Source organism: Streptomyces sp. NPDC127084 (assembly GCF_042724175.1).
Lineage (GTDB): Bacteria > Actinomycetota > Actinomycetes > Streptomycetales > Streptomycetaceae > Streptomyces.
Map to the genome: position 1 here is coordinate 5433 of NZ_JBHXFA010000099.1, position 23331 is coordinate 28763.

A 23331-nucleotide genomic window follows, 5' to 3' on the forward strand; every position below is an offset into this window, starting at 1 on the left:
GGGGGGTGTTGTTAGGGCGATTTGGGGGCAGGTGAGGGCCCGCGGGGGGGCGGGAGGCCGTCACCCCCCCCCCCGCGCTCCGCAGGGCTGCTACTTGCCGCCGCCCTTGTTCGGCCCGAGCAGCCCCGCCTTGCGCAGGGCATCCGCCATCGCGCTGTTCGCCGGAGCCGCTGCCGGGCGACCGCCACCGCTACCGCCGCTGCCGTTGCCACCGCGCCCCGCACCGCCCTGGCGCTGCTGGGGCGGGCGACCGCCCTGGCCGCGCTCACGGCGCTGGCCGCCGGTGCCACCGCCACCGGGGGTCTTCTGCGCCGCCTCGTCCTCCAGCCGCAGCGTCAAAGCGATCCGCTTGCGGGGGATGTCGATGTCGAGGACCTTCACCTTCACCACATCACCCGGCTTCACCACGTCCCGCGGGTCCTTGACGAAAGTGCGGGACATCGCCGACACATGCACCAGACCGTCCTGGTGCACGCCGACGTCGACGAACGCGCCGAAGGCGGCGACATTGGTGACGACACCCTCCAGCACCATCCCCGGCGCCAGGTCCGCCAGCTTCTCGACGCCCTCCTTGAAGGTCGCCGTCTTGAACGCCGGTCGCGGGTCGCGTCCCGGCTTCTCCAACTCGCGCAGGATGTCGCTGACCGTCGGCAGACCGAACTTCTCGTCCACGAAGTCATCCGGGCGCAGCGAGCGCAGCACCGCCGTGTTGCCGATCAGCCCGGCCACCTCGCTGCCCGTGTCCTTCACCATCCGCCGCACCACCGGGTACGCCTCGGGATGCACGCTGGACGCGTCCAGCGGGTCGTCGCCACCGCGGATCCGCAGGAAGCCCGCGCACTGCTCGTACGCCTTGGGGCCGAGCCGGGACACGTTCTTCAGCTCCTTGCGGGAGCGGAACGGGCCGTTGGCGTCGCGGTGCGACACGATGTTCTCGGCGAGCCCGGTACCGATGCCGGACACCCGCGAAAGCAGCGGCGCGGACGCCGTGTTGACGTCCACACCGACACCGTTCACACAGTCCTCGACCACCGCGTCCAACGAACGGGACAGCTTCACCTCGGACAGGTCGTGCTGATACTGGCCGACGCCGATCGACTTGGGGTCGATCTTCACCAGTTCGGCCAGCGGGTCCTGGAGCCGGCGTGCGATCGACACCGCTCCGCGCAGCGAGACATCGAGTCCCGGCAGCTCCTGCGAGGCGAAAGCGGAGGCCGAGTACACGGACGCTCCCGCCTCGGACACCATCACCTTGGTCAGCTTCAGTTCTGGGTGCTTGGCGATCAGCTCGGTGGCGAGCTTGTCCGTCTCGCGGGACGCGGTGCCGTTGCCGATCGCGACCAGCTCGACGGAGTGCTCCTTGGCCAGCCGTGCCAGCTTCGCCAGCGATTCGTCCCACTTGTTCGCCGGGACGTGCGGATAGATCGTGTCCGTGGCGACGACCTTGCCGGTCGCGTCCACGACGGCGACCTTCACACCGGTGCGGAAACCCGGGTCGAGACCCAGCGTCGCCCGGGTGCCGGCCGGGGCGGCGAGCAGCAGGTCGCGCAGGTTGGCCGCGAAGACCCGCACCGCCTCGTCCTCGGCTGCGGTCCGCAGCCGCGTCCGCAGATCGATGCCGAGGTGCACGAGGATCCTGGTCCGCCAGGCCCAGCGCACCGTGTCCCCGAGCCACTTGTCGGCAGGGCGGCCACGGTCGGCCACGTCGAAACGGCGCGCGACCATTCCCTCGTACGTCGAGGGGCCGGGCTCGTCCGACGGCTCCTCGGGCTCCAGGACCAGGTCGAGGACCTCTTCCTTCTCACCGCGCAGCATCGCCAGCACCCGGTGCGAGGGCAGCTCGGTGAACGGCTCCGCGAAGTCGAAGTAGTCGGCGAACTTGGCGCCGGCCTCCTCCTTGCCCTCCCGCACCTTCGCCGCGAGCCGCCCGCGCGTCCACATCCGCTCGCGCAACTCGCCGATGAGGTCCGCGTCCTCGGAGAAACGCTCGGTCAGGATCGCCCGGGCGCCCTCCAGCGCGGCCGCCGGATCGGCCACGCCCTTGTCCGCGTCCACGAACGCTGCCGCGGTGGCGAGCGGCTCGACGGAGGGATCGCCGAGCAGCCCGTCGGCGAGCGGCTCGAGACCGGCCTCGCGGGCGATCTGCGCCTTGGTGCGCCGCTTCGGCTTGAACGGCAGATAGATGTCCTCGAGGCGGGCCTTGGTGTCGGCCGCCCGGATCTGCGCCGCAAGCTCGTCCGTGAGCTTGCCCTGCTCGCGTACGGACTCCAGGATCGCGGTGCGCCGCTCCTCAAGCTCCCGCAGATATCGCAGGCGCTCCTCAAGTGTGCGCAGTTGCGCGTCGTCGAGCATCTCGGTCGCTTCCTTGCGGTAGCGCGCGATGAACGGCACGGTGGACCCGCCGTCAAGCAGCTCGACAGCCGCCCTCACCTGCCGCTCGCGTACGCCGAGCTCCTCGGCGATCCTGCCTTCGATGGACGTCGTCACGGTTTCCCGACTCGCCTTCTGATGCTGGCTGTGCCTGGGGGCCCGTGCGGTCTGGTCCGCGGCCCCTTTGCCTGCATTCTGCCGGGTGGCCGGGGGCCGTGTCGCGTGCCCCCTCCGGGGCGCGGCGACAGCGGTCAGTCCTTGCCGATCAGATCCGCGGGGAACGCACCGGAAGAGACCGCCGTGTTCAGGAACCCATACGCGAGCTCGGTGAGGCGTTCGACGGACGCCAGACCGAGGTGCTCGTACGGGGCGGCGTCGAGACGGTCGGTCCCGACCTCCAGCTCCTCGCGCAACACCTTGCCCTCCGCGGTCAGTTCGCCGTCGGCGCCGAGCAGTCCGCGCTCGCGCAGCCGCTCGCGCGCCGCGTCCCAGTCAGCGCGCCGCCAGCCACGACTGGCGAGGGCCCAGCGGGGTGACATGCCCTTGCCGGTGGCGGTGTGGCTGGCCATCGCCTCCAGCGGGTCGAGCCCGGCCGACAGCAGCACGGCGAGATGGCCGTCACCACGGTGTTCACGCAGCAGGGTCGCCGCGTGCCAGTACGCGAGGTGCGGTTCATCCGGTACGGGCAGATCGGCGTGTGCCGAGTAGAGCGGCCGGGCGTGGCGGCTGCACGCCTCCGTGGCGCGCAGTGCCAGTCCCGCGGCCTCGGCCATCTCCCTGGACTCGACCCCCTCGTCACCGAGGAGCCTGCGCAGCGTCGCATCGACGGCTCGCAGCCGGGCGGCCAGCACGGTGGCGGGCGACGCTGTCTCCCACACCGCGGGGAAGTGGTGGGAGAGCAGCTCGTGGTTGTAGTTGGAGAACGCCGCCGCGACCGTGCCCGGACCGACGGCGCCCAGCGCCGCTGCCCGCCCGGAGAGGGCGGCTGCGCTGCGGTCCTCGATCCCGATCCCGGCGAAGGACGCGGGCAGGTCCGGCGAGAAGTACACGATGGCGTGCGTCGAGTTGAGGGCGCCGGCGCAGCGGCGCGCCGCGCGTGGGGGCAGAGAGGTCATGAACCGCACGTTACCGACTGGTCGGTACGTTGGAAAGTCCGGGCTCTGAGGAAGGGCTCAGCGGGGCCAGGTGCACGCGCCCGATGGCTGGAAAGGTGGGATTCTTGTCATTGCGGTCGTTCGGGGTCGGCGCTGACCATGGATACATGCCCGAGCAACCCGAGCGGACCGTGCTGATCGTGCTCTTCGACGGAGTGCAGAGCCTCGATGTCACCGGCCCCCTGGAAGTCTTCGCGGGCGCCGGCAAGTCCCCCGGCGCGCCGTTCACATACCGCATCCGCACAGCGTCCCTCGACGGCGCACCCGTCCGTACCTCCAGCGGGCTCACCCTCGTGCCCGACCGCACCCTCGGCGACTGCCGGCCGCCCCACACCCTGATCGTCCCGGGCGGCGAGGGCACCAGGCACTCGGACGCCCGGCTGATCGAGTGGCTCGGGATCCACGCTCCCGGCGCTCAGCGGCTGGTCTCGGTTTGCAGCGGTGCGCTGCTGCTGGCCGAGGCAGGGCTGCTGGACGGGCACCGGGCCACCACGCACTGGTCACTCTGCGAGACCCTCGCCCGCGACCATCCGGGGGTGGCGGTCGATCCGGATCCGATCTTCGTACGGGACGGGCGGATCGCCACATCGGCCGGTGTCACCGCCGGGATCGACCTCGCGCTCGCGCTGGTCGAGGAGGACCTGGGCCGGGATATCGCCCTGAACGTGGCGCGTCATCTGGTGGTGTTCCTGCGCCGTCCGGGCAACCAGGCGCAGTTCAGCGCGCAGCTCTCCGCGCAGACGGCCCGTCGCGAACCGCTGCGCGACGTCCAGCAGTGGATCACCGAGCATCCCGGCGGCGATCTGTCGGTCGACGCCCTGGCCGCCCGCGCCCGGCTCTCGCCCCGTCAGTTCGCCCGCGCCTTCCGATCGGAGACCGGGACCACACCGGGGCGCTATGTCGACCGGGTGCGGCTGGAGCACGCCCGGCGCCTACTGGAGGACACGGACGACGGTGTCGAGCAGATCTCCCGCGCCTGCGGCTACGGCACGGCGGAGGCGATGCGGCGCGCCTTCGTCAAGGCCGTCGGCACGGCGCCCGCCGAGTACCGCCGCCGCTTCAGCGCCCCGCGCACCGCGACGGCACCCCGACTCTGACCGCCCCTGACTGCTCAGACCGCTCCGACTTTCCCGACCCGACCCTGCCCCACCTTTTCGCCGACGCAGAGGAGCCCCGCACCATGCAGATCGCCATAGTGCTCTACGACCGTTTCACCGCACTCGACGCCGTGGGCCCGTTCGAGATGCTCAGCCGGATGCCGGGCGCGAAGACCGTCTTCGTGGCCGCGAACGCCGGACCGGTGCGCAACGACCAGGACAACCTCACCCTGCACGCCGACCGCGGTTTCGCCGAGATGACAGCCGCCGACATCGTCCTCGTGCCCGGTGGCCCCGGGGCGCGGGACGCGATGAAGGACCCCTTGGTCCTGGACTGGCTGCGGGCCATGGACGCGGGCAGTACCTGGACCACCTCCGTGTGCACGGGGTCCCTCGTGCTGGCGGGCGCCGGACTCCTCGAAGGCCGCCGGGCCACCAGCCACTGGCTGGCACTCGACGCGCTACGGGATCTCGGCGCGGAACCGACGGGCGAGCGTGTCGTCTTCGACGGCAAGTACGTCACCGCCGCCGGAGTGTCCTCCGGTATCGACATGGCGCTTCACTTGCTCGGACGGATCGCGGGCGACCGGGTCGCCCAGACCGTGCAACTGCTCACCGAATACGATCCGCAGCCGCCCTACGACGCGGGCTCACCCGAGAAGGCGCCCGCGGACATCGTCGCCTACTGGCGCAGCGGCTCCGGGCAGGCGGTGGTCGAAGCAGGCTGACGACCGCTCGGCGCGGCCGCGTCGCCGGCGACACACACAACCGGCCGCGCCGTCACCCCGTCCAGGTGAACCGCGGTGCCCTGCGTTCCAGGAAGGCGGCGGCACCCTCGGCGGAGTCGCCGCTGGAGCGCGCCTGGGCCGTCCAGTGGGCGTCCCGGTCGGTGCGCCCCGCCGCGAACTCCTTCGCCGCCGCCTGGGTCAGCTGGGATCGGCTCACCAGGACGCGCGTGAACTCGGCGACCCGCTTGCCCAGCTCGTCCTCCGGCAGCACCTCATCCACGAGGCCGGTGCGCAGCGCTCGCTCCGACCCGATCAGCTCACCCGAGAACAGCAGGTACTTCGCCGTCGCGGGCCCGACCAGTCCCACCAGCCGCCGGGTGGAGGACGCCGGGTAGACGATGCCCAGCTTGGCCGGGGTGATACCGAAGGAGGCGCCCTCCTCGGCGAACCTCAGATCACAGGCGGCGGCCAGTTGGCAGCCGCCCCCCACGCAGTAGCCGCGCACCGCCGCGATGGTCGGCTTGGGGAACGCGGCGAGCGCCTCCTCGGCGCGTACCGCGAGACTCTGCGGGTCCTCGTCCGCACCGGGTGTGTGAGCCCGCAGCGAGGAGATGTCGGCACCGGCGCAGAAGGTGCTCCCCGCGCCGGTCAGTACCAGTGCCCGGACGGCGGGATCCCGTGCGAGTCCCTCCAGCAGGGTCGGCAGTGCGGTCCACATCGCGGCGGTCATCGCATTGCGCTTGCCGGGATTGCCGATGACGACGGTGGCAACCGAGTCCGCCACCACCGCGGAGATCTGCCCCTGCTGCGGCTCCGTTCGGTCCATGACCGGATGCTATCGGGCGGTGCCCGAGCAGGATCCGTCGGGCCGCTGGCAAGACCGGACCTGAGCGGTCGCGAATCACCGATAGGCGTCTATTTACGGTCGGCGAGCCGGCATGGACCAGCCCGTTCCCACACTCGATCAGACAGCTGGTCAACAGGTTCCCTGACCACTCGGGCCAGGCTTCCTGACCACGATTCACGAGGGTGGGTGCGGGACTATGGAGAGCCCCGGCAGCGTCCCGGCGCGGTCACTGTCGTACGAAGGCGTCTGGCGGTTCATCGCACCGGCAGTGGAGGTCTCGGTTCCCCAGGCGCGGCACGCCGTCCGTGATCTGATCCGGCGCCAGGGCGTTCCCGTGCGGGACGAACTGCTCCAGGGGCTGCTGCTGATCGTCTCCGAGCTGGTGACCAACGCCGTGCGGCACGCGGCTCTGCTCTCACCCGAGCTCGCCGTGGAAGTGGCGATCGGTGCCGACTGGATCCGGGTGGCCGTCGAGGACAACCACCCGTACCGACCCAGGGCGCTGGAGACCGACTACGCGCAGACCGGCGGTCGCGGTCTACTGCTGGTCAGGGAGATCACCCGGGAGGCGGGCGGTAGCTGCGACGTGGAGCAGACCACCACCGGCGGCAAGGTCATCTGGGTGATGCTGCCCCTGGAGGCCCCCGACCGGTGGGCTACCAGCCGCTGGCCGAACCTGTGAGCTCCTTGATCGCGGGGCGGGCGGCGTCCAGCACCGTCATGAACCACGCGGAGAACGTGTCACCGGCGTGCCGCTCGGTCAGCTCGGCGGCCGAGACGAACGCCGTGCCGTCGATCTCCTCCGGGTCGGGCCGCAGTGAGTCCTGCACCATGCCCACGAAGAGGTGGTTGTACTCCTGCTCGACCAGACCGGAAGCCGGATCCGGGTGGTTGTAGCGAACGGTGCCCGCCTCCGCCATCAGGGACGGCGACACACCGAGCTCCTCGTAGACGCGCCGGGCAGCGGCGGTGAACGGTGCTTCACCCGGGTACGGGTGCCCGCAGCAAGTGTTCGACCAGACACCGGGGGAGTGGTACTTCCCGAGGGCACGGCGCTGGATCAGCAACCGCCCCTGCTCGTCGAAGAGGAACACCGAGAAGGCCCGGTGCAACTGACCGGGTGCCTGATGGGCGGCGAGCTTCTCCGCGGTGCCGATGGTCCGGCCGCTCTCGTCGACGAGTTCGAGCAAGATCGGCTGCATAGTGCCGTTCGGCGAGCTGTTCGCCGCGGTGGCGGGTGTGGTCGGCATAGCCATCCTTCGCTTCGGTCCACGGCCTGGGGGCCGATTCAGTCTGCCGCAAAAAGGCGTCTTGTTCCTCATTCGCCGCTCTTGGGGCATGTCCGCGCCTGCCGCGCTGCCGTGCTGACGGGCGGCAGACGCGGACGGGACGGTGGATCAGACCCCGAAGGCTCCGGGGTACGTGATCATGCCCCGCGGTACGTCAGTGGAACCGTCCAGGACCAGTGCCATCATCGCTTCGTCGGGGACGTCGAACCCCGGTGCGATTCCCAGTCGTGAGGCCGGAGTGAACCCGAAGCGGGGATAGAAATCCGGATGGCCCAGCACCACGATCAGACGCTCACCACGCGCCCGTGCTGCGTCCAGCAGGGCATGGATCACTGCGGTGCCCGCACCCTGCCGCTGGAACCCGGGCGCGGTGGCACACGGCGCCAGCGCCAGCGCGGGCGCGCCCCCGACCCGGCAGCGGGTCAGCAGCGCGTGGGCCGCGATCGAGCCGTCCGGTGCCTCGGCCACGTACGACAGCCCGGGCAGCCACGCCGTCCCGTCCTCGCGGAGCGCGTCCACGAGGTCGGCCTCATCGGGGGTCGGGAACGCCGCCGCGTTGACGGCGTGGACGGCTGCCCGATCGGCGGCCGTCTCGGGGCGGATCCGCCAGCGGGCGCCTTCGAGGTCACTCTGTCGCGTCATGGCGCCCATCTTCCCGGTCGGCAGCCGGTTCGGTGTACGGCTGCCGACCCGCGCTGGTGGTTTCCCGTCAGGCATCGGCTCGATGTGCCCGTACCCAACCCGGTTCCAGGACCTCGCCTACACCGGGAGACACCGTTCGGGCGCGCAGCCAATCAGTGGCACAGCCTGGCCTCGTGCTCCGCATGGCCTCCCGGTTCAAGCTGGAAGGTGCAGTGCTCCACGTCGAAGTGGGCCCCGAGGCAACCCTGGAGATCGTGCAGCATCTTCTCGTGGCCGACCGTGTCCAACACCTCCTGTGCGACCACCACATGGGCCGAGAGCACCGGCATCCCCGAGGTGATGGTCCAGGCATGCAGGTCGTGGACGTCCTCCACACCCGGCAGGGCCGTGATGTGCTCACGCACCTCCGCCATGTCGACGTTCTTGGGCGCGGCTTCCAGTAGGACGTTCAGCGTCTCCCTGAGCAGCTTGACCGTGCGCGGCACGATCATCAGCCCGATCACCAGCGAGGCGATCGGGTCGGCCGCCTGCCAGCCGGTGGCCAGGATGACGCCCGCCGAGACCAGCACCGTCACCGAGCCCAGCGCGTCCGCGAGCACCTCCAGATAGGCACCGCGCACATTGAGGCTCTCGCTCTGCCCCCGCACCAGGAGGGCCAGCGACACCATGTTGGCGATCAGGCCGACCAGAGCGAAGGCGATGGCCAGCCCGCCCTTGGTCTCGGCCGGGGTGATGAACCGCTGTACCGCCTCGTACAGCAGGAACCCGCCCACGCCGAGCAGCAGCAGACAGTTGGCCAGGGCGGCGAGGATCTCCGCCCGGGCGAAGCCGTAGGTGCGCCGGGCGTCGGCCGGGCGGGCGGCGAAATGGATCGCCAGCAGCGCCATGGCCAGGCCCAGGCCGTCCGTGGCCATGTGCGCCGCGTCCGCGATCAGCGCCAGCGAGTCGGCCAGGATGCCGCCCACGATTTCCAGGGCCATCACGCTCAGCGTGATCGCCAGCGCCACCCGGAGCCGCCCCTTGTAGGCGGCGGCCGCGGTGCCCGTCGGCGGTGCGCCATGCGTATGGCCGTGGTCGTGCCCAGCCCCCATGAGCCTGCCTCCCGGAAAGTTGTCGGATGAGTCGGTGAGCGATCTGTCCGATCGACCGACCGGGGCCCAGTGAACTACGGGTGGGGGGTATCCGGCAACACGAAGCTGAACACCGTTGTCATGTGCTCTGACCTGCGGTTATGTCCGCAGGTCAGAACGTGGTGAAGTCAGCGGGCGGCGGCTTCGGGATGGCGCAGCAACCATCCCTCCCAGGCCGACTCGACCATCTCGCGCACCCCGCGCGTCGCCGTCCAGCCCAGCTCCCTGCCGATCTGCTCGACCGAGGCGACGGCGCGCGCGGCGTCACCCGGCCGCCGGGGTGCCACGACCGCCGGAGTGCCGTGCCCCGTCACCTCCGCCACCAGCCGGGCGAGCTCGCGTACCGACACGCCCTCGCCGCGGCCCACGTTCAGAGTGAGATCGCCCGCGCCGTCCTGCGCGGCCAGCCGCCGGGCCACGGTGAGGTGCGCGTCGGCCAGGTCCGCGACATGGATGTAGTCGCGGACGCAGGTGCCGTCCGGAGTCGGATAGTCATCGCCGAAGATCCGCGGGGCCTCACCCCGGGTCATCCGGTCGAAGAACATCGGAATGATGTTGAACACCCCGGTGTCGGCGAGCTCGGGCCGTGCCGCTCCCGCCACATTGAAGTACCGCAGGCAGGCCGTGGCGATGCCGTGCGCCTGCCCGGTCGCCCTGACCAGCCACTCGCCGACGAGCTTGGTCTCGCCGTACGGGTTGATCGGAACGGCGGGGGTGTCCTCCGTGATCAGCTCCACGTCGGGCACCCCGTACACGGCGGCGGACGAGGAGAACAGGAAGCGCCGTACGCCCGCGGCGACCACGGCTTCGAGCAGGACCGTGAGCCCGTGCACATTGGCGGCGTAGTAGCGCAGCGGATGCTCCACAGACTCCCCCACCTGCTTCTTCGCCGCGAGATGCACTACACCCGTGATCGCGTGCTCGGCGAGCACCCGGTCCAGCACCTCCCGGTCGAGCACCGAGGCCCGCACCAGGGGCACGCCTTCGGGGAGCCGCCCCGGGACGCCGGTCGAGACGTCGTCGAGCACGACGACCCGCTCCCCGGCCTCGGCCATGGCTCCCGCCACATGGGCGCCGATATAGCCCGTCCCGCCTGTAATCAGCCACGTCATAGCCGCCACCCTACGGGGCGCCGCCGCCGGCGCTTCCGTGCGCGGTCCGCGCGCGGTTTGTCGGTCGGGGTGCCCATCGTTGATGATCTAGAGGGTGGGGTTGAGGTGACCCCACGGCCCCCAAACCTCGGTGAGCCCGGGATTCCGGTCATCCGATAGCCTCAGCCGACATGTCGCCGCCCGGGTGCCGGGCCGGGACGCCGTGCAAGCCACCCATCAGCGCCAAGGAGTGAGTCCGTCTGTCGACCGCCATCCTCACCGGTCCGCCGGTACCCGGATCGCCGCTCGAAGGCGATCTGAGGTCGCTGGGCTTCGACGTCCGCACGGCCTCCGGTGCCGACGAGACCGCCGCGCTCATCGCCGCGGTCCCGGCAGGCGAACGCGTCGCCGTCGTGGACCCGCGTCTCGTCGGCCATCTGCACGCCCTGCGCCTCGGGCTGACCGACCCCCGCTTCCCGGCCGCTGCCGTGCCGGGCGCGGTGACGGCCCAGCCTCAGGCGCGTACGGCGTTGCTGGATGCCGTACGCGCGGCCGGGAGAGCACCCGCGGCCGGCAGCGGGGACACCGGCGAGGTCGTCACCGCGCCCCCAGCGTCGGACCAGGCCGCCGCGCTACCCGACCGGGTCGCCGACCTGCTCGCCACCGAGGGCGTCGCCACGCACCGCCCCGACCTCGGCTCGCTCGTCGCGACCGTGCCGCAGGACCCGCAGGCCCGTGCCGAGGCACGGCAGGCCGTCGAGGCCGTGGACGACGAGGCCGTACGGCTGCGCTCGGCCGTGAAGGCCCGCGACGGCTTCTTCACCACCTTCTGCATCAGCCCGTACTCGCGCTATATCGCCCGCTGGTGCGCCCGCCGCGGAATGACGCCCAACCACGTCACCACCGCCTCGCTGCTCACCGCGCTGATAGCGGCGGGAGCCGCCGCCACGGGCACCCGGGGCGGCTATGTCGCCGCGGGACTGCTGCTCCTCTTCTCCTTCGTACTGGACTGCGCCGACGGGCAGCTCGCCCGCTACGCCCTGAAGTACTCGACGATGGGCGCCTGGCTCGACGCCACCTTCGACCGGGTCAAGGAGTACGCCTTCTACGCCGGCCTCGCACTCGGCGCGGCCAGGAACGGTGACGACGTCTGGGCCCTGGCCCTCGGCGCGATGGTGCTCCAGACCTGCCGGCATGTCGTGGACTTCTCCTTCACCGAGGCCAACCACGACGCAACCGCCAACACCAGCCCCACCGCGGCACTCTCCGACCGGCTCGACAGCGTCGGCTGGACGGTCTGGGTACGCCGCATGATCGTGCTGCCGATCGGCGAGCGCTGGGCCATGATCGCCGTGCTGACGGCGCTCACCACGCCCCGGATCGTGTTCTACGCCCTGCTCGTCGGCTGCTCCTTCGCGGCGCTGTACACCACGGCGGGCCGTGTGCTGCGCTCGGTGCCCCGCAAGGCGCACCGGACCGACCGCGCCGCCCAGGCACTCGCCGACCTCGCGGACTCGGGCCTGCTCGCCGACAGCTTCGCGGCGGCCTTCGCCGCGGTCGCCCGGCGGCTGCCCGCGTTCACACCGCTGCTGGCCGCGGTGGCCGGCGGCGCCGTGGTGGTGAGCGCCGCCGCCTTCACCGCCCCCGGCGGCTGGTGGCCGGTCGCCGCCGCCGCGCTGTACGTCGCGACCTCCGGTTTCGCCGTCGCCCGTCCGCTGAAGGGCGCACTCGACTGGCTCGTCCCCCCGGTCTTCCGGGCCACCGAGTACGGCGTGATCCTGCTGCTCGCCGCCCGGTCAGGCGTCGAGGGGGCGCTGCCCGCGGCTTTCGGGCTGGTCGCGGCAGTCGCCTACCATCACTACGACACGGTCTACCGCATCCGCGGTGGCACCGGCGCGCCGCCCGCCTGGCTGGTGCGCACGATCGGCGGCCACGAGGGCCGCACACTCGCGGTGGCGGTACTCGCCGCCGTACTGGTGGCACAGGGCTCCGGCTTCGCCGTCGCGCTCACCGCGCTCGCGGTGGCCGTGGCCCTGGTGGTGCTCGTGGAGTCCATCCGCTTCTGGGTCTCCGCCGGAGCACCCGCCGTACATGACGAAGGAGAACCCGCATGATCGGCCTCGTACTGGCAGCCGGTGCCGGACGGCGTCTGCGTCCGTACACCGACACGCTTCCGAAGGCCCTCGTGCCCGTGAACGGGGACCTGTCGGTCCTCGACCTCACGCTGAAGAACTTCCGGGAGATCGGCCTCACCGAGGCCGCCATCGTCGTCGGCTACCGCAAGGAGGCCGTGTACGCGCGCAAGGACGAGCTGGAGGCGGCATACGGCCTCAAGCTCACCCTGATCGATAACGACAAGGCCGAGGAGTGGAACAACGCCTACTCCCTCTGGTGCGCCCGTGAGGTCCTCAAGCGGGGCGTGATCCTCGCCAACGGCGACACCGTGCACCCGGTCTCCGTCGAGCGGACCCTGCTCGCCGCCCGCGGCAACGGCCAGAAGATCATCCTCGCCCTCGACACGGTGAAGCAGCTCGCCGACGAGGAGATGAAGGTGATCACCGCCGACGGCGAGGGCGTCCGGAAGATCACCAAGCTGATGGACCCCGCCTCCGCCACCGGCGAGTACATCGGCGTCACCCTGATCGAGCCCGAGGCCGCCGAAGAACTCGCCGACGCGCTGAAGGCCACCTTCGAGCGCGACCCCGACCTCTACTACGAGGACGGCTACCAGGAGCTGGTCAACCGCGGTTTCACCATCGACGTGGCACCGATCGGCGACGTCAGGTGGGTCGAGATCGACAACCACGACGACCTCGCGAAGGGCCGTGAGATCGCGTGCCAGTACTGACCCGGCTCATTCCGTCGCCGGTCGTCGTCGACATCAGCCGCGGTGCGATGGACGATCTGGCCGGCCTGCTGGCCGACCAGCGGATCTCCGCCTCCGGCGAGCTGGCGATCGCGATCAGCAACGGCTCGGGCCAGGCGCTGCGCGAACGGCTCGCCCCGGTGCTGCCCGGCGCCGACTGGTACGAGGTCGCGGACGGCACCATCGACTCGGCGGTCAGGCTGGCCGACGAGATCAAGGGCAAGCGCCGCTACGACGCGGTCGTCGGCCTCGGCGGCGGCAAGATCATCGACGTGGCGAAGTACGCCGCCGCGCGCGTCGGCCTGCCCCTGGTGGCCGTCGCCACCAACCTGGCCCACGACGGCCTGTGCTCGCCGATCTCCATCCTGGACAACGACAACGGGCGCGGCTCGTACGGCGTGCCCTCGCCGGTCGCCATGGTGATCGACCTGGACGTGGTGCGCGCCGCCCCGGTCAGATTCGTCCGCTCGGGCATCGGCGACGCGATCTCCAACATCTCGGCGATCGCCGACTGGGAGCTCTCCCACGAGGTCACCGGGGAGTCCGTGGACGGCCTCGCCGCCGCCATGGCCCGCACAGCGGGCGAGGCGGTGCTCCGCCACCCCGGCGGTGTCGGTGACGACGAGTTCCTCACGGTGCTGGCGGAGGCGCTGGTGCTCTCCGGTATCGCCATGTCGATCAGCGGCGACTCCCGGCCCTCGTCCGGCGCCTGCCACGAGATCAGCCACGCCTTCGACCTGCTCTACCCCAAGCGGGCCGCCAGCCACGGCGAGCAGGTCGGCCTCGGCGCCGCCTTCGCGATGCATCTGCGCGGCGCCCGTGAGGAGTCCGCGCTGTTCGCGGCCGTGCTCCGCAAGCACGGGCTGCCGGTGCTGCCCGACGAGATGGGCTTCTCGTCCGAGGAATTCGTCCGAGCCGTCGAGTACGCGCCGCGGACCCGCCCCGGGCGCTTCACCATCCTCGAACACCTCGACCTGTCCACCGATCAGATCAGGGACGCGTACGCCGACTATGCCAAGACCATCCGTAGCTGAACTCCGCCCGGTGGTGCACCCGGCGGGTGTGAAGGACCGGCGCAGCGGTGAGCACTGGGGCGGGCGCCTCTACATGCGGGAGATCTCGCTGCGCATCACCCGCATCCTGGTCACCACCAAGGTCACGCCCAACCAGCTGACCTATCTGATGACCTTGGCCGGTGTGCTGGCCCTGCCCGCCCTGCTGGTGCCGGGCATCTGGGGCGCCGTGCTCGGCGTCGTGATGGTCCAGCTCTACCTGCTGCTGGACTGTGTGGACGGCGAGGTCGCCCGCTGGAAGAAGCAGTACTCCCTGTCCGGTGTGTACCTGGACCGGGTCGGTGCGTATCTGTGCGACGCCGCGGTGCTGGTCGGCTTCGGCCTGCGCGCGGCCGACCTGTGGGGCGGCGGGCGGATCGACTGGCTGTGGGCCTTCCTGGGCACCCTGGCCGCGCTCGGCGCGATCCTGATCAAGGCCGAGACCGACCTGGTCGGGGTGGCCCGGCACCAGGCCGGGATGGAGCCGGTGAAGGACGCGGCGGCCGAGCCGCGCTCGTCCGGGATGGCGCTCGCCCGCCGGGCCGCCGCCGCGCTGAAGTTCCACCGGCTGGTGCTCGGCATCGAGGCGTCGTTGCTCATCCTGGTGCTCGCGATCGCCGACCAGGTCCGGGGAGACCTGTTCTTCTCCCGCCTCGGCGTCGCCGTGCTGGCCGGTATCGCGCTGCTCCAGACCGTGCTGCACCTGGTGTCCATCCTCGTCTCCAGCAGGCTGAGGTGAGCGGGGTCATGACCAGCGAGAGCATGAGCGGCGGGAGCGGGACCGGCGGTATGAGGCTCGGTGCCGTCATCATCACGATGGGCAACCGCCCCGACGATCTGCGCGCCCTGCTCGACTCCGTCGCCAAGCAGGAGGGCGACCCGGTCGAGGTGGTCGTGGTCGGCAACGGCGCCCCGGTGACCGGTGTGGACGGCTTCCCGTTCGTACGGACCGTGGACCTGCCCGAGAACCTGGGCATCCCGGGCGGGCGCAACGTCGGTATCGAGGCCTTCGGCCCCTCCGGTACGCGGGTCGACGCGCTGCTCTTCCTTGACGACGACGGTCTGCTGCCGAACACCGACACCGCGGAGCTGGTGCGCCGGGCCTTCACCGACGACCCGAGCCTGGGCATCGTCAGCTTCCGGATCGCCGACCCGGAGACCGGCGCCACCCAGCGCCGGCACGTGCCGCGGCTGAGGGCCTCGGATCCGATGCGCTCCTCGCGGGTGACGACCTTCCTGGGCGGCGCCAACGCCGTCCGCACCGAGGTCATCGCGCAGGTCGGCGGTCTCCCGGACGAGTTCTTCTACGCCCATGAGGAGACCGACCTCGCCTGGCGGGCGCTGGACGCCGGCTGGATGATCGACTACCGCTCCGACATGGTGCTGCACCACCCCACCACGCCGCCGTCGCGGCACGCGGTCTACCACCGCATGGTGGCCCGTAACCGGGTGTGGCTTGCCCGTCGCAATCTGCCCGCGCCACTGGTGCCGCTGTACCTCGGGGTGTGGATTCTTCTCACACTCGCCAGGCGTCCTTCGATGTCGGCGCTCAAGGCGTGGTTCGGTGGATTCAAGGAGGGCTGGACGACTCCGTGCGGACCTCGTAAGCCCATGAAGTGGCGTACGGTATGGCGGCTGACAAGGCTGGGCCGACCACCGGTCGTATGACCGGCCGAGGTCTGAGAGCATCGGGCGTAATCCGGGTCCTGGCCGCCATCTGAGCGCCCAACTGACGCGCATCTTGAACACGAAAGTTTCAACTTGTGAGTGACACAACCCATGACGGGGCGATCGTGACGACCGCTCCGCCGTCTCCCGACGCCGGGCTGAAGCCGGCGGAGCTGGCCGACAAGTACGGCCTCTCGGTGAGCGGTGCCCGACCGGGGCTCTTCGAGTACGTCAGGCAGCTCTGGGGCCGGCGCAACTTCATCCTCGCCTTCTCGTCGGCGAAGCTCACGGCCCAGTACAGCCAGGCCAAACTCGGCCAGCTGTGGCAGGTGGCGACGCCGCTGCTGAACGCGTTCGTCTACTACCTGATCTTCGGGCTCATCCTCGGCGCGGGTCGCGGGATGTCGAAGGAGGTCTACATCCCGTTCCTGGTGACGGGTGTGTTCGTGTTCACCTTCACCCAGACCTCGGTGACGGCGGGCGTACGGGCGATCTCCGGCAACCTGGGCCTGGTGCGGGCGCTGCACTTCCCGCGCGCCTCGCTGCCGATCTCGTTCGCGCTCCAGCAGCTCCAGCAGCTGCTGTTCTCGATGATCGTGCTGGTGCTCGTCGCGGTCGGTTTCGGCAGCTATCCCTCGCTGAGCTGGCTGCTGGTCGTCCCGGCGCTGGCGCTCCAGTTCGTGTTCAACGTCGGCCTCGCACTGATCATGGCGCGCTGGGGCAGCAGCACCCCCGACCTGGCCCAGCTGATGCCGTTCATCATGCGCACATGGATGTACGGCTCCGGCGTGATGTTCTCGATCAAGGAAATGCTCGCGGACAAGCCGGCCTGGATCGCCGAGGTCCTGATGTACAACCCGGCGGCCGTCTACATGGACCTGATCCGCTTCGCCCTGATCGACGGATACGACGCGTCGAACCTGCCCACGCACGTCTGGTTCGCGGCCCTGGGCTGGGCGGTCCTGCTCGGCGTGGTCGGCTTTGTGTACTTCTGGAAGGCGGAGGAGCGTTATGGCCGTGGCTGACGACATCAGGGGTATCAGCGACATCAGGACGCCGGATGACGCGCGCGTGCCGACCGTCATCGCCGACGACGTCCATATCGTGTACCGCGTCAACGGAGCGAGCGGCGGCAAGGGCAGTGCCACGGCCGCCCTGAGCCGGATGCTCAAGCGCGACCGCGGCGAGCAGACGCGCGGGGTGCGCAAGGTGCACGCCGTGCGCGGTGTCTCCTTCACCGCCTACCGAGGCGAGGCCATCGGCCTCATCGGCACCAACGGCTCCGGCAAGTCGACCCTGCTGCGTGCCATCGCCGGACTGCTGCCCACCGAGAGCGGCAAGGTCTACACCGACGGCCAGCCCTCCCTGCTGGGTGTGAACGCCGCCCTGATGGGCGACCTGACCGGTGAGCGCAACGTCATCCTCGGCGGTCTCGCCATGGGGATGTCGAAGGAGGAGATCCACGAGCGCTACCAGGGCATTGTCGACTTCTCGGGCATCAACGAGAAGGGCGACTTCATCACGCTGCCGATGCGCACGTACTCGTCCGGAATGGGCGCGCGGCTGCGGTTCGCCATCGCCGCCGCCAAGGACCACGACGTCCTCATGATCGACGAGGCTCTGGCCACCGGTGACCGCAAGTTCCAGATCCGCTCGGAGGAGCGCATCCGCGAGCTGCGCAAGCACGCGGGCACGGTGTTCCTGGTGAGCCACAGCCTGGGTTCCATCCGGGACACCTGCGACCGGGTGCTCTGGCTGGAGAAGGGTGAGCTGCTGATGGACGGACCGACCGCCGAGGTGCTCAAGGTGTACGAGAGGGAAACCGGGAAGTAGCGAAGGCCCCAGGCCTTCGCGTCTGGGTGTGGGCTCTTCCCAGGCCCTCCGGACTCAAGGGGACCTCAAGGCGTTGTCGGAGTCGTCCGAGTACGCCCAGTACGAGGACGATCTCCCCCTGTCTTCGGCGGGGGGACCCCCACCGCCTTGCGATGCTTCCCCTCGGCCCGGAGGCCTGGGGAGACCCCAACCTCGGCCCGGAGGCCGGGGGAGACCCCAACCTCGGCCCGAGGGGGCCGGGGGCAGGGTCCATGCATCTGACGCCGCGGGCTGATCCTCAAGGATCGCCCGGACAGGACGCCGCCGACGGGCGCGGTCGGCATCCGGCGCCGGGCGCACCCGCCGTCCGGCGGACGGGTGCGGCGTGCGAGCGCGTCAACCAGTCGTCCAGGCGTCAATTCCTGTGTCCCTTGAGGTGGTTGGTAACGGATCGCAGTGTTCTTGTGACGCTCGCGGTACCCCGCCCAGGCTCCGGGGGCTGTACAACGTAAGCTATGCCGGTGCTGATTCACGGCGGCGTGTCCCAAATAGGACGTATTGGGTCGGCAGTGTAGAACGGGAGATGTGACGGCCATGACGGAAGATCTCCAGCTCCGCGCTCGCGGTGCCGTCCCCGCAGCGGGCAGCCCGACGTGATGGGAACCCGGCAGGTGCGCCCCGACGCCTCCTCGCGCACCACACTGGACAAGGCCGCGGACGAGAACTTTCCCGTGGCCCCCTTCTTCCTGCCGAGGGCCTGGCGCGACGACCTGATGGCGGTGTACGGATACGCCCGGCTCGTCGACGACATCGGCGACGGTGACCTCGCGCCCGATGGCGTGGACGCGGCCCAGCTCGGGCTCGACCCCGCACAGGCCGAGGACCGGCTGATGATGCTGGACGCGTTCGAGGCCGATCTGCGGCGGGTCTTCCCGGGCCCCGTCGCCCCGGCCGATGACACCGCCGCTGCCCCCGCCGGTCAGGTCGATGCCCACCCGGGGGACGGGGGCGCCCCGCACCATCCGCTGCTTCGCGCCCTGACGCCCACCGTGCGCCGCCACTCGCTCACCCCCGAGCCGTTCACCGACCTGATCGAGGCCAACCGCCAGGACCAGCTCGTCGGCCGCTACGAGACCTACGAGGACCTCGCCGCCTACTGCGAGCTGTCCGCGAACCCCGTCGGCCGGCTCGTGCTCGCCGTCACCGGCACCACCAGTCCTGAGCGGGTGCGCCTGTCGGACTCCGTATGCACCGCGCTCCAGATCGTGGAGCATCTCCAGGACGTCGCGGAGGACCTGGCCGCCGACCGGGTCTACCTCCCCGCCGAGGACATGGAGCGGTTCCGGGTCACCGAGGCGGACCTCGCGGCACCGACGGGGAACGCGCAGGTGCGCGCGCTCGTCGCGTTCGAAGCCGACCGCGCGGGGCGGCTGCTCGGTGACGGCCTCCCGCTCGTGGGCAGCGTGCACGGCAGGCTCAGGCTTCTGCTCGCCGGTTTTGTGGCCGGTGGGCGCGCCGCCCTCGCGGCGATCGAGGCCGCCGGGTATGACGTACTCCCCGGACCACCCAGACCGACCAGGGCGGGACTGATGCGCGAAGTGGGAGTTGTCTTGCGTAGAGCCGGTAGAGAGGGGTGAGCCGCGGTATGGAGGAGCACCCGCTCGTGTCCGCGCCGGTGCGGGCCGCGTACAGCTACTGCGAGGCGGTCACCGGACACCAGGCACGCAACTTCGCCTACGGGATCCGGCTGCTGCCCGCGGACAAACGGCAGGCCATGTCCGCGCTGTACGCGTTCTCCCGCAGGGTCGACGACATCGGCGACGGCGGCCTCGGCGAGTCGGCCAAGCGCGAGCGGCTCGAGTCGACCCGCGAGCTCCTCAGCCGGATCCGCGGCGACAAGGTCGAGGAGGACGACACCGACCCCGTGGCCGTGGCGCTCGCCGACGCCGCGCGCCGCTTCCCGATCCCGCTCGGTGGACTCGACGAGCTGATCGACGGCGTCCTCATGGACGTCCGCGGCGAGATGTACGAGACCTGGGACGACCTCAAGGTCTACTGCCGGTGCGTGGCGGGCGCCATCGGCAGGCTCTCACTCGGTGTGTTCGGTACGCAGCCCGGTGCGCGGGGCGCCGACCGTGCCTCCGAGTACGCCGACACGCTGGGGCTCGCCCTCCAGCTCACCAACATCCTCCGTGACATCCGCGAGGACGCGGCGGACGGCCGCACCTACCTGCCGTCCGACGATCTCGCCAAGTTCGGCTGCTCCACGGGTCTCACCGAACCGGTGCTGCCCGACGGCGCGGACTTCGACGGCCTCGTCCACTACGAAGTACGGCGCGCCCGGGGCCTGTTCGCGGAGGGTTACCGGCTGCTGCCCATGCTCGACCGGCGCAGCGGGGCCTGTGTCGCGGCCATGGCCGGGATCTACCGGCGGCTGCTCGACCGCATCGAGCGCGACCCCGGCGCGGTGCTGCGCGGCCGGGTCTCGCTGCCGGGGCGTGAGAAGGCCTACGTCGCCGTCCGCGGGCTGTCGGGGTTCGACGCCCGGCATGTCTCCCGGCGTGTCATTCCGCAGGCTGTCAGGAGGCGCACCTGATGCGGTTCGGTACCACCCGCCCTTCCCGTACGCCCCGCACTCCCCGTACCGTCTTGGACCGTCCCTGCCGTGCCCGCTGCGACCTCTGTGACAGTCGTGCCTGCCGTGCTCTGAGTGTTCGCGATGTCGCCCGTTGTGTACCGTGTCCTCCGGCTATCCGTAACCGATGTGCAACCTTCCGTGACATCGCCGCGTCTCCGCCCATGGCGATGCGGTCGACCACGCGGGACACGCAAGCCGGTGCGACGAGGTCGTACCTGCCGCGCTTTGAGGTCGGGGAGGGTCCATGACGGCACACGGCGCCACGACTGCGCAGCCGCACGCGGTGGTCGTCGGCGGTGGACTCGCCGGGGTCACCGCGGCCCTGCAGCTCGCCGACTCGGGACTGCGCGTCACCCTGGTCGAGAACCGGCCGCGACTCGGTGGTCTCGCCTTCTCGTTCCGACGCGGTGAGCTGAGCGTCGACAACGGCCAGCATGTGTATCTGCGCTGCTGCACCGCCTACCGCTGGTTCCTCGACCGCGTCGAGGGCGCGCGACTGGCACCGCTCCAGGACCGGCTCGACGTCCCCGTACTCGACGTCGCCGACCCACGGCGCCCGCGACTCGGGCACCTGCGCCGCGCCGCACTGCCGGTGCCACTGCACCTCGCCGGCAGCCTGGCCGGATATCCGCATCTTTCGCTCGCCGAGCGGGCGGCCGTCGGGCGCGCAGCGCTCGCGCTCGCGCGCCTCGACCCCGCCGACCCCACCCTGGACACCCTGGACTTCGCCACCTGGCTCGGGCGGCACGGCCAGTCCCGGCGCGCCATCGAGGCGCTGTGGGACCTCGTGGGTGTGGCGACCCTCAACGCCACGGCTGACCATGCGTCGCTGGGCCTGGCCGCGATGGTCTTCAAGACCGGGCTGCTCTCCACACCCGGCGCCGCCGACATCGGCTGGGCCCGGGTCCCGCTCGGCGACCTCCATGACACGCTGGCCCGCAAGGCTCTCGACTGCGCCGGGGTCCGCACCGAACTACGGACACGTGCCAGTGCCGTGACCCGCACCGAAGGCGGCCGCTGGAACGTCACAGCAGGCACCCTGCGCCTCGACGCGGACACCGTCGTCCTGGCCGTTCCCCAGCATGAGACCCACGCCCTGCTTCCGGAAGGCGCGCTTGAGGATCCGGACCGGCTGCTGGGCATCGGCACCGCGCCGATCCTCAACATCCATGTGGTCTACGACCGCAAGGTCCTGCGAAAGCCGTTCTTCGCCGCACTGGGCAGCCCTGTCCAGTGGGTGTTCGACCGCACGGACGCCTCCGGTCTCGCCGAGGGGCAGTATCTGGCCCTGTCGCAGTCCGCAGCGCACGACGAGATCGACACCTCGGTCACCGTACTGCGAGAGCGCTATCTGCCCGAGTTGGAACGGCTGCTGCCGGCCGCGCACGGCGCGGAGGTGTGCGACTTCTTCGTCACGCGGGAGCGCACCGCCACCTTCGCTCCCACCCCAGGCGTGGGCAGGCTCCGGCCCGCCGCTCGCACTCTTGCGTCCGGCCTGTACCTGGCCGGCTCGTGGACCGCCACCGGTTGGCCCGCGACCATGGAGGGGGCCGTGCGCAGTGGTATCAGCGCCGCCGCCGCCGCGCTGACCGACCTCGGCCGCCCCCATGAACATCCGCTCAAGGAGGCGGTATGACACCGAGCAGTGGAACCAGAGGAGAGAAAGTGCCGACTGCGCCCTCGGCGAACCCGGCTGTTGACAGCGTGGACGTCACCGCGCTGCTCGAGCGCGGGCGGACCCTGTCCGCCCCGGTGCTGCGTGCCGCCGTGGACCGGCTCGCGCCGCCCATGGACACCGTCGCCGCCTACCACTTCGGCTGGATCGACGCCCAGGGGCGTCCCGCCGACGGCGACGGCGGCAAGGCGGTACGGCCCGCCCTGGCCGTGCTGTCCGCCCAGGTCGCCGGGGCAGCCCCCGAAGCCGGTGTTCCCGGTGCAGTCGCCGTCGAACTGGTGCACAACTTCTCGCTGCTCCACGACGATCTGATGGACGGTGACGAGCAGCGCCGCCACCGCGACACGGTATGGAAGGTGCACGGCCCCGCCCAGGCCATTCTGGTCGGCGACGCGCTCTTCGCGCTGGCCAACGAGATCCTGCTGGAACTCGGCACCGTCGAGGCGGGCCGCGCCACCCGCAGGCTGACCGCCGCCACCCGGAAACTCATCGACGGCCAGGCCCAGGACATCTCCTTCGAGCACCGCGAGCGGGTCACCGTCGAGGAGTGCCTGGAGATGGAGGGCAACAAGACCGGGGCTCTGCTCGCCTGCGCGGTATCCATCGGTGCGGTCCTCGGCGGCGCCGACGACCGCACCGCGGACACCCTGGAGACCTACGGCTACCACCTCGGTCTCGCCTTCCAGGCCGTGGACGACCTGCTCGGCATCTGGGGCGATCCCGACTCGACCGGCAAGCAGACCTGGAGCGACCTGCGCCAGCGCAAGAAGTCGCTTCCGGTCGTCGCCGCGCTCGCCGCGGGCGGCCCCGCGTCCGAGCGGCTCGGTGAGCTGCTCGCCGCCGACGCCAAGAGCAGCGACTTCGACAGCTTCTCCGAGGCGGAGTTCGCCACCCGGGCGGCGCTGATCGAGGAGGCCGGCGGCCGTGAGTGGACCGCCGACGAGGCCCGCCGGCAGCATGCGATCGCCGTCGGCGCGCTGGACAGGATCGAGATGCCGGACCGGGTGCGGGCGCAGCTTGTCGCGCTCGCCGACTTCGTGGTCGTACGCAAGAGATGACCGCGGCGGTACGGAGCACCGGCCACGCAGGCGATCACACGGTCGGTCGCGCGGCCGGTCATACGGCCGGAAGCGAAGTCGATCAGGCGAGAGAGAAGAAGACCGCGCGAGAGATGATCACCCCCAACCGCATATGAGCTCGCAGTCGCGGGGGGGGGGCCCCCCCCGCCCCCGGCCGCCCGCGCGACCCCCCCCCCCACGAAGCTCTGAGAGA

The 23331-nt window shown here is 70.9% G+C and carries 20 protein-coding genes and 1 pseudogene; 14 read left to right on the plus strand and 7 right to left on the minus strand.

The genetic code is table 11. The features are described 5' to 3' along the window. Positions 1-90: 90 nt before the first annotated feature. Together ACFWI9_RS22185 and ACFWI9_RS22190 are read right to left on the minus strand one after the other, a co-directional pair. A complete protein-coding gene (locus ACFWI9_RS22185; RefSeq protein ID WP_387164439.1) occupies positions 91-2487 on the minus strand; it encodes a Tex family protein in 2397 nt (798 codons plus the stop codon). A gap of 134 nt (positions 2488-2621) precedes the next feature. Continuing rightward, positions 2622-3485: a hypothetical protein gene (locus tag ACFWI9_RS22190; RefSeq protein WP_387164440.1), complete on the minus strand. Its 864-nt coding sequence runs from the start codon at positions 3483-3485 to the stop codon at positions 2622-2624. Positions 3486-3631: 146 nt separating this feature from the next. On the opposite strand from ACFWI9_RS22190, the gene ACFWI9_RS22195 reads away from it, so the two are divergent. Together ACFWI9_RS22195 and ACFWI9_RS22200 are read left to right on the plus strand one after the other, a co-directional pair. Beyond that, positions 3632-4621 carry a GlxA family transcriptional regulator gene (locus ACFWI9_RS22195; RefSeq protein ID WP_387164442.1) on the plus strand — a complete coding sequence of 330 codons (990 nt, stop codon included), beginning with the start codon at positions 3632-3634 and terminating at the stop codon, positions 4619-4621. Positions 4622-4704: 83 nt separating this feature from the next. Next, positions 4705-5349, plus strand: a complete 645-nt coding sequence (locus ACFWI9_RS22200) for a DJ-1/PfpI family protein (protein ID WP_387164444.1) — start codon at positions 4705-4707, stop codon at positions 5347-5349. A 52-nt stretch (positions 5350-5401) separates the two neighbouring features. On the opposite strand, the gene ACFWI9_RS22205 is transcribed toward ACFWI9_RS22200, so the two are convergent. Continuing rightward, positions 5402-6175 (minus strand): enoyl-CoA hydratase/isomerase family protein, encoded by a 774-nt coding sequence (locus ACFWI9_RS22205; protein ID WP_387164446.1) that lies wholly within the window; start codon positions 6173-6175, stop codon positions 5402-5404. A 217-nt stretch (positions 6176-6392) separates the two neighbouring features. On the opposite strand from ACFWI9_RS22205, the gene ACFWI9_RS22210 reads away from it, so the two are divergent. Then, the gene (locus tag ACFWI9_RS22210; RefSeq protein WP_387164448.1) at positions 6393-6878 is read left to right on the plus strand and encodes an ATP-binding protein; all 486 of its coding nucleotides are present in this window, start codon (positions 6393-6395) and stop codon (positions 6876-6878) included. Here the strand turns inward: ACFWI9_RS22210 and idi are convergent. From idi to galE, 4 genes and pseudogenes are all read right to left on the minus strand, one after another. Continuing rightward, positions 6853-7446 carry an isopentenyl-diphosphate Delta-isomerase gene (idi, locus tag ACFWI9_RS22215; RefSeq protein WP_387164449.1) on the minus strand — a complete coding sequence of 198 codons (594 nt, stop codon included), beginning with the start codon at positions 7444-7446 and terminating at the stop codon, positions 6853-6855. The two genes, ACFWI9_RS22210 and idi, sit on opposite strands and share 26 nt — an antisense overlap. A 147-nt stretch (positions 7447-7593) precedes the next feature. After that, a pseudogene (locus ACFWI9_RS22220) lies at positions 7594-8097 on the minus strand (GNAT family N-acetyltransferase); the annotation flags it as partial. A gap of 182 nt (positions 8098-8279) precedes the next feature. Further along, on the minus strand, positions 8280-9218 hold the full coding sequence (locus tag ACFWI9_RS22225) for a cation diffusion facilitator family transporter (protein ID WP_387164451.1): 939 nt from the start codon (positions 9216-9218) through the stop codon (positions 8280-8282). 167 nt (positions 9219-9385) lie between these two features. Further along, positions 9386-10369 carry a UDP-glucose 4-epimerase GalE gene (galE, locus tag ACFWI9_RS22230; protein WP_387164452.1) on the minus strand — a complete coding sequence of 328 codons (984 nt, stop codon included), beginning with the start codon at positions 10367-10369 and terminating at the stop codon, positions 9386-9388. Between the two features lie 239 nt (positions 10370-10608). On the opposite strand from galE, the gene ACFWI9_RS22235 reads away from it, so the two are divergent. From ACFWI9_RS22235 to ACFWI9_RS22285, 11 genes are all read left to right on the plus strand, one after another. After that, entirely contained in the window at positions 10609-12462 is a 1854-nt protein-coding gene (locus ACFWI9_RS22235; RefSeq protein WP_387164467.1) for a DUF5941 domain-containing protein, read from the plus strand. Continuing rightward, positions 12459-13196: a sugar phosphate nucleotidyltransferase gene (locus ACFWI9_RS22240; RefSeq protein ID WP_387164454.1), complete on the plus strand. Its 738-nt coding sequence runs from the start codon at positions 12459-12461 to the stop codon at positions 13194-13196. The genes ACFWI9_RS22235 and ACFWI9_RS22240 overlap by 4 nt, the downstream gene beginning before the upstream one ends. Further along, on the plus strand, positions 13184-14248 hold the full coding sequence (locus ACFWI9_RS22245; protein WP_387164455.1) for an iron-containing alcohol dehydrogenase family protein: 1065 nt from the start codon (positions 13184-13186) through the stop codon (positions 14246-14248). Before ACFWI9_RS22240 ends, ACFWI9_RS22245 begins: the two co-directional genes overlap by 13 nt. After that, entirely contained in the window at positions 14226-15005 is a 780-nt protein-coding gene (locus tag ACFWI9_RS22250) for a CDP-alcohol phosphatidyltransferase family protein (RefSeq protein WP_387164456.1), read from the plus strand. Before ACFWI9_RS22245 ends, ACFWI9_RS22250 begins: the two co-directional genes overlap by 23 nt. 50 nt (positions 15006-15055) lie before the next feature. Then, positions 15056-15934, plus strand: a complete 879-nt coding sequence (locus ACFWI9_RS22255; protein ID WP_387164469.1) for a glycosyltransferase family 2 protein — start codon at positions 15056-15058, stop codon at positions 15932-15934. A gap of 95 nt (positions 15935-16029) precedes the next feature. After that, a complete protein-coding gene (locus tag ACFWI9_RS22260) occupies positions 16030-16959 on the plus strand; it encodes an ABC transporter permease (protein ID WP_387164458.1) in 930 nt (309 codons plus the stop codon). After that, on the plus strand, positions 16946-17767 hold the full coding sequence (locus tag ACFWI9_RS22265; RefSeq protein WP_387164460.1) for an ABC transporter ATP-binding protein: 822 nt from the start codon (positions 16946-16948) through the stop codon (positions 17765-17767). The genes ACFWI9_RS22260 and ACFWI9_RS22265 overlap by 14 nt, the downstream gene beginning before the upstream one ends. 635 nt (positions 17768-18402) lie before the next feature. After that, on the plus strand, positions 18403-19383 hold the full coding sequence (gene hpnC / locus ACFWI9_RS22270) for a squalene synthase HpnC (RefSeq protein ID WP_387164462.1): 981 nt from the start codon (positions 18403-18405) through the stop codon (positions 19381-19383). 8 nt (positions 19384-19391) lie between these two features. Further along, complete coding sequence (gene hpnD, locus ACFWI9_RS22275; RefSeq protein ID WP_387164464.1) at positions 19392-20342, plus strand: presqualene diphosphate synthase HpnD; 951 nt, start codon at positions 19392-19394, stop codon at positions 20340-20342. A gap of 286 nt (positions 20343-20628) precedes the next feature. Then, positions 20629-22020, plus strand: coding sequence for a hydroxysqualene dehydroxylase HpnE (gene hpnE / locus ACFWI9_RS22280; RefSeq protein WP_387164465.1), 1392 nt, complete (start codon positions 20629-20631; stop codon positions 22018-22020). Further along, the gene (locus ACFWI9_RS22285) at positions 22017-23117 is read left to right on the plus strand and encodes a polyprenyl synthetase family protein (RefSeq protein ID WP_387164466.1); all 1101 of its coding nucleotides are present in this window, start codon (positions 22017-22019) and stop codon (positions 23115-23117) included. The genes hpnE and ACFWI9_RS22285 overlap by 4 nt, the downstream gene beginning before the upstream one ends. The last annotated feature ends 214 nt before the right edge of the window (positions 23118-23331 follow it).

Excerpts from the sequence above, each read along its gene's own strand:
- ACFWI9_RS22190 (WP_387164440.1), bottom strand. The coding sequence starts at position 3,485 with ATGACCTCTCTGCCCCCACGCGCGGCGCGCCGCTGCGCCGGCGCCCTC.
- ACFWI9_RS22195 (WP_387164442.1), top strand. The coding sequence starts at position 3,632 with ATGCCCGAGCAACCCGAGCGGACCGTGCTGATCGTGCTCTTCGACGGA.
- ACFWI9_RS22200 (WP_387164444.1), top strand. The coding sequence starts at position 4,705 with ATGCAGATCGCCATAGTGCTCTACGACCGTTTCACCGCACTCGACGCC.
- ACFWI9_RS22205 (WP_387164446.1), bottom strand. The coding sequence starts at position 6,175 with ATGGACCGAACGGAGCCGCAGCAGGGGCAGATCTCCGCGGTGGTGGCG.
- ACFWI9_RS22210 (WP_387164448.1), top strand. The coding sequence starts at position 6,393 with ATGGAGAGCCCCGGCAGCGTCCCGGCGCGGTCACTGTCGTACGAAGGC.
- idi (WP_387164449.1), bottom strand. The coding sequence starts at position 7,446 with ATGCCGACCACACCCGCCACCGCGGCGAACAGCTCGCCGAACGGCACT.
- ACFWI9_RS22225 (WP_387164451.1), bottom strand. The coding sequence starts at position 9,218 with ATGGGGGCTGGGCACGACCACGGCCATACGCATGGCGCACCGCCGACG.
- galE (WP_387164452.1), bottom strand. The coding sequence starts at position 10,369 with ATGACGTGGCTGATTACAGGCGGGACGGGCTATATCGGCGCCCATGTG.
- ACFWI9_RS22240 (WP_387164454.1), top strand. The coding sequence starts at position 12,459 with ATGATCGGCCTCGTACTGGCAGCCGGTGCCGGACGGCGTCTGCGTCCG.
- ACFWI9_RS22250 (WP_387164456.1), top strand. The coding sequence starts at position 14,226 with ATGCCAAGACCATCCGTAGCTGAACTCCGCCCGGTGGTGCACCCGGCG.
- ACFWI9_RS22255 (WP_387164469.1), top strand. The coding sequence starts at position 15,056 with ATGAGGCTCGGTGCCGTCATCATCACGATGGGCAACCGCCCCGACGAT.
- ACFWI9_RS22265 (WP_387164460.1), top strand. The coding sequence starts at position 16,946 with ATGGCCGTGGCTGACGACATCAGGGGTATCAGCGACATCAGGACGCCG.
- hpnC (WP_387164462.1), top strand. The coding sequence starts at position 18,403 with ATGGGAACCCGGCAGGTGCGCCCCGACGCCTCCTCGCGCACCACACTG.
- hpnD (WP_387164464.1), top strand. The coding sequence starts at position 19,392 with ATGGAGGAGCACCCGCTCGTGTCCGCGCCGGTGCGGGCCGCGTACAGC.
- hpnE (WP_387164465.1), top strand. The coding sequence starts at position 20,629 with ATGACGGCACACGGCGCCACGACTGCGCAGCCGCACGCGGTGGTCGTC.
- ACFWI9_RS22285 (WP_387164466.1), top strand. The coding sequence starts at position 22,017 with ATGACACCGAGCAGTGGAACCAGAGGAGAGAAAGTGCCGACTGCGCCC.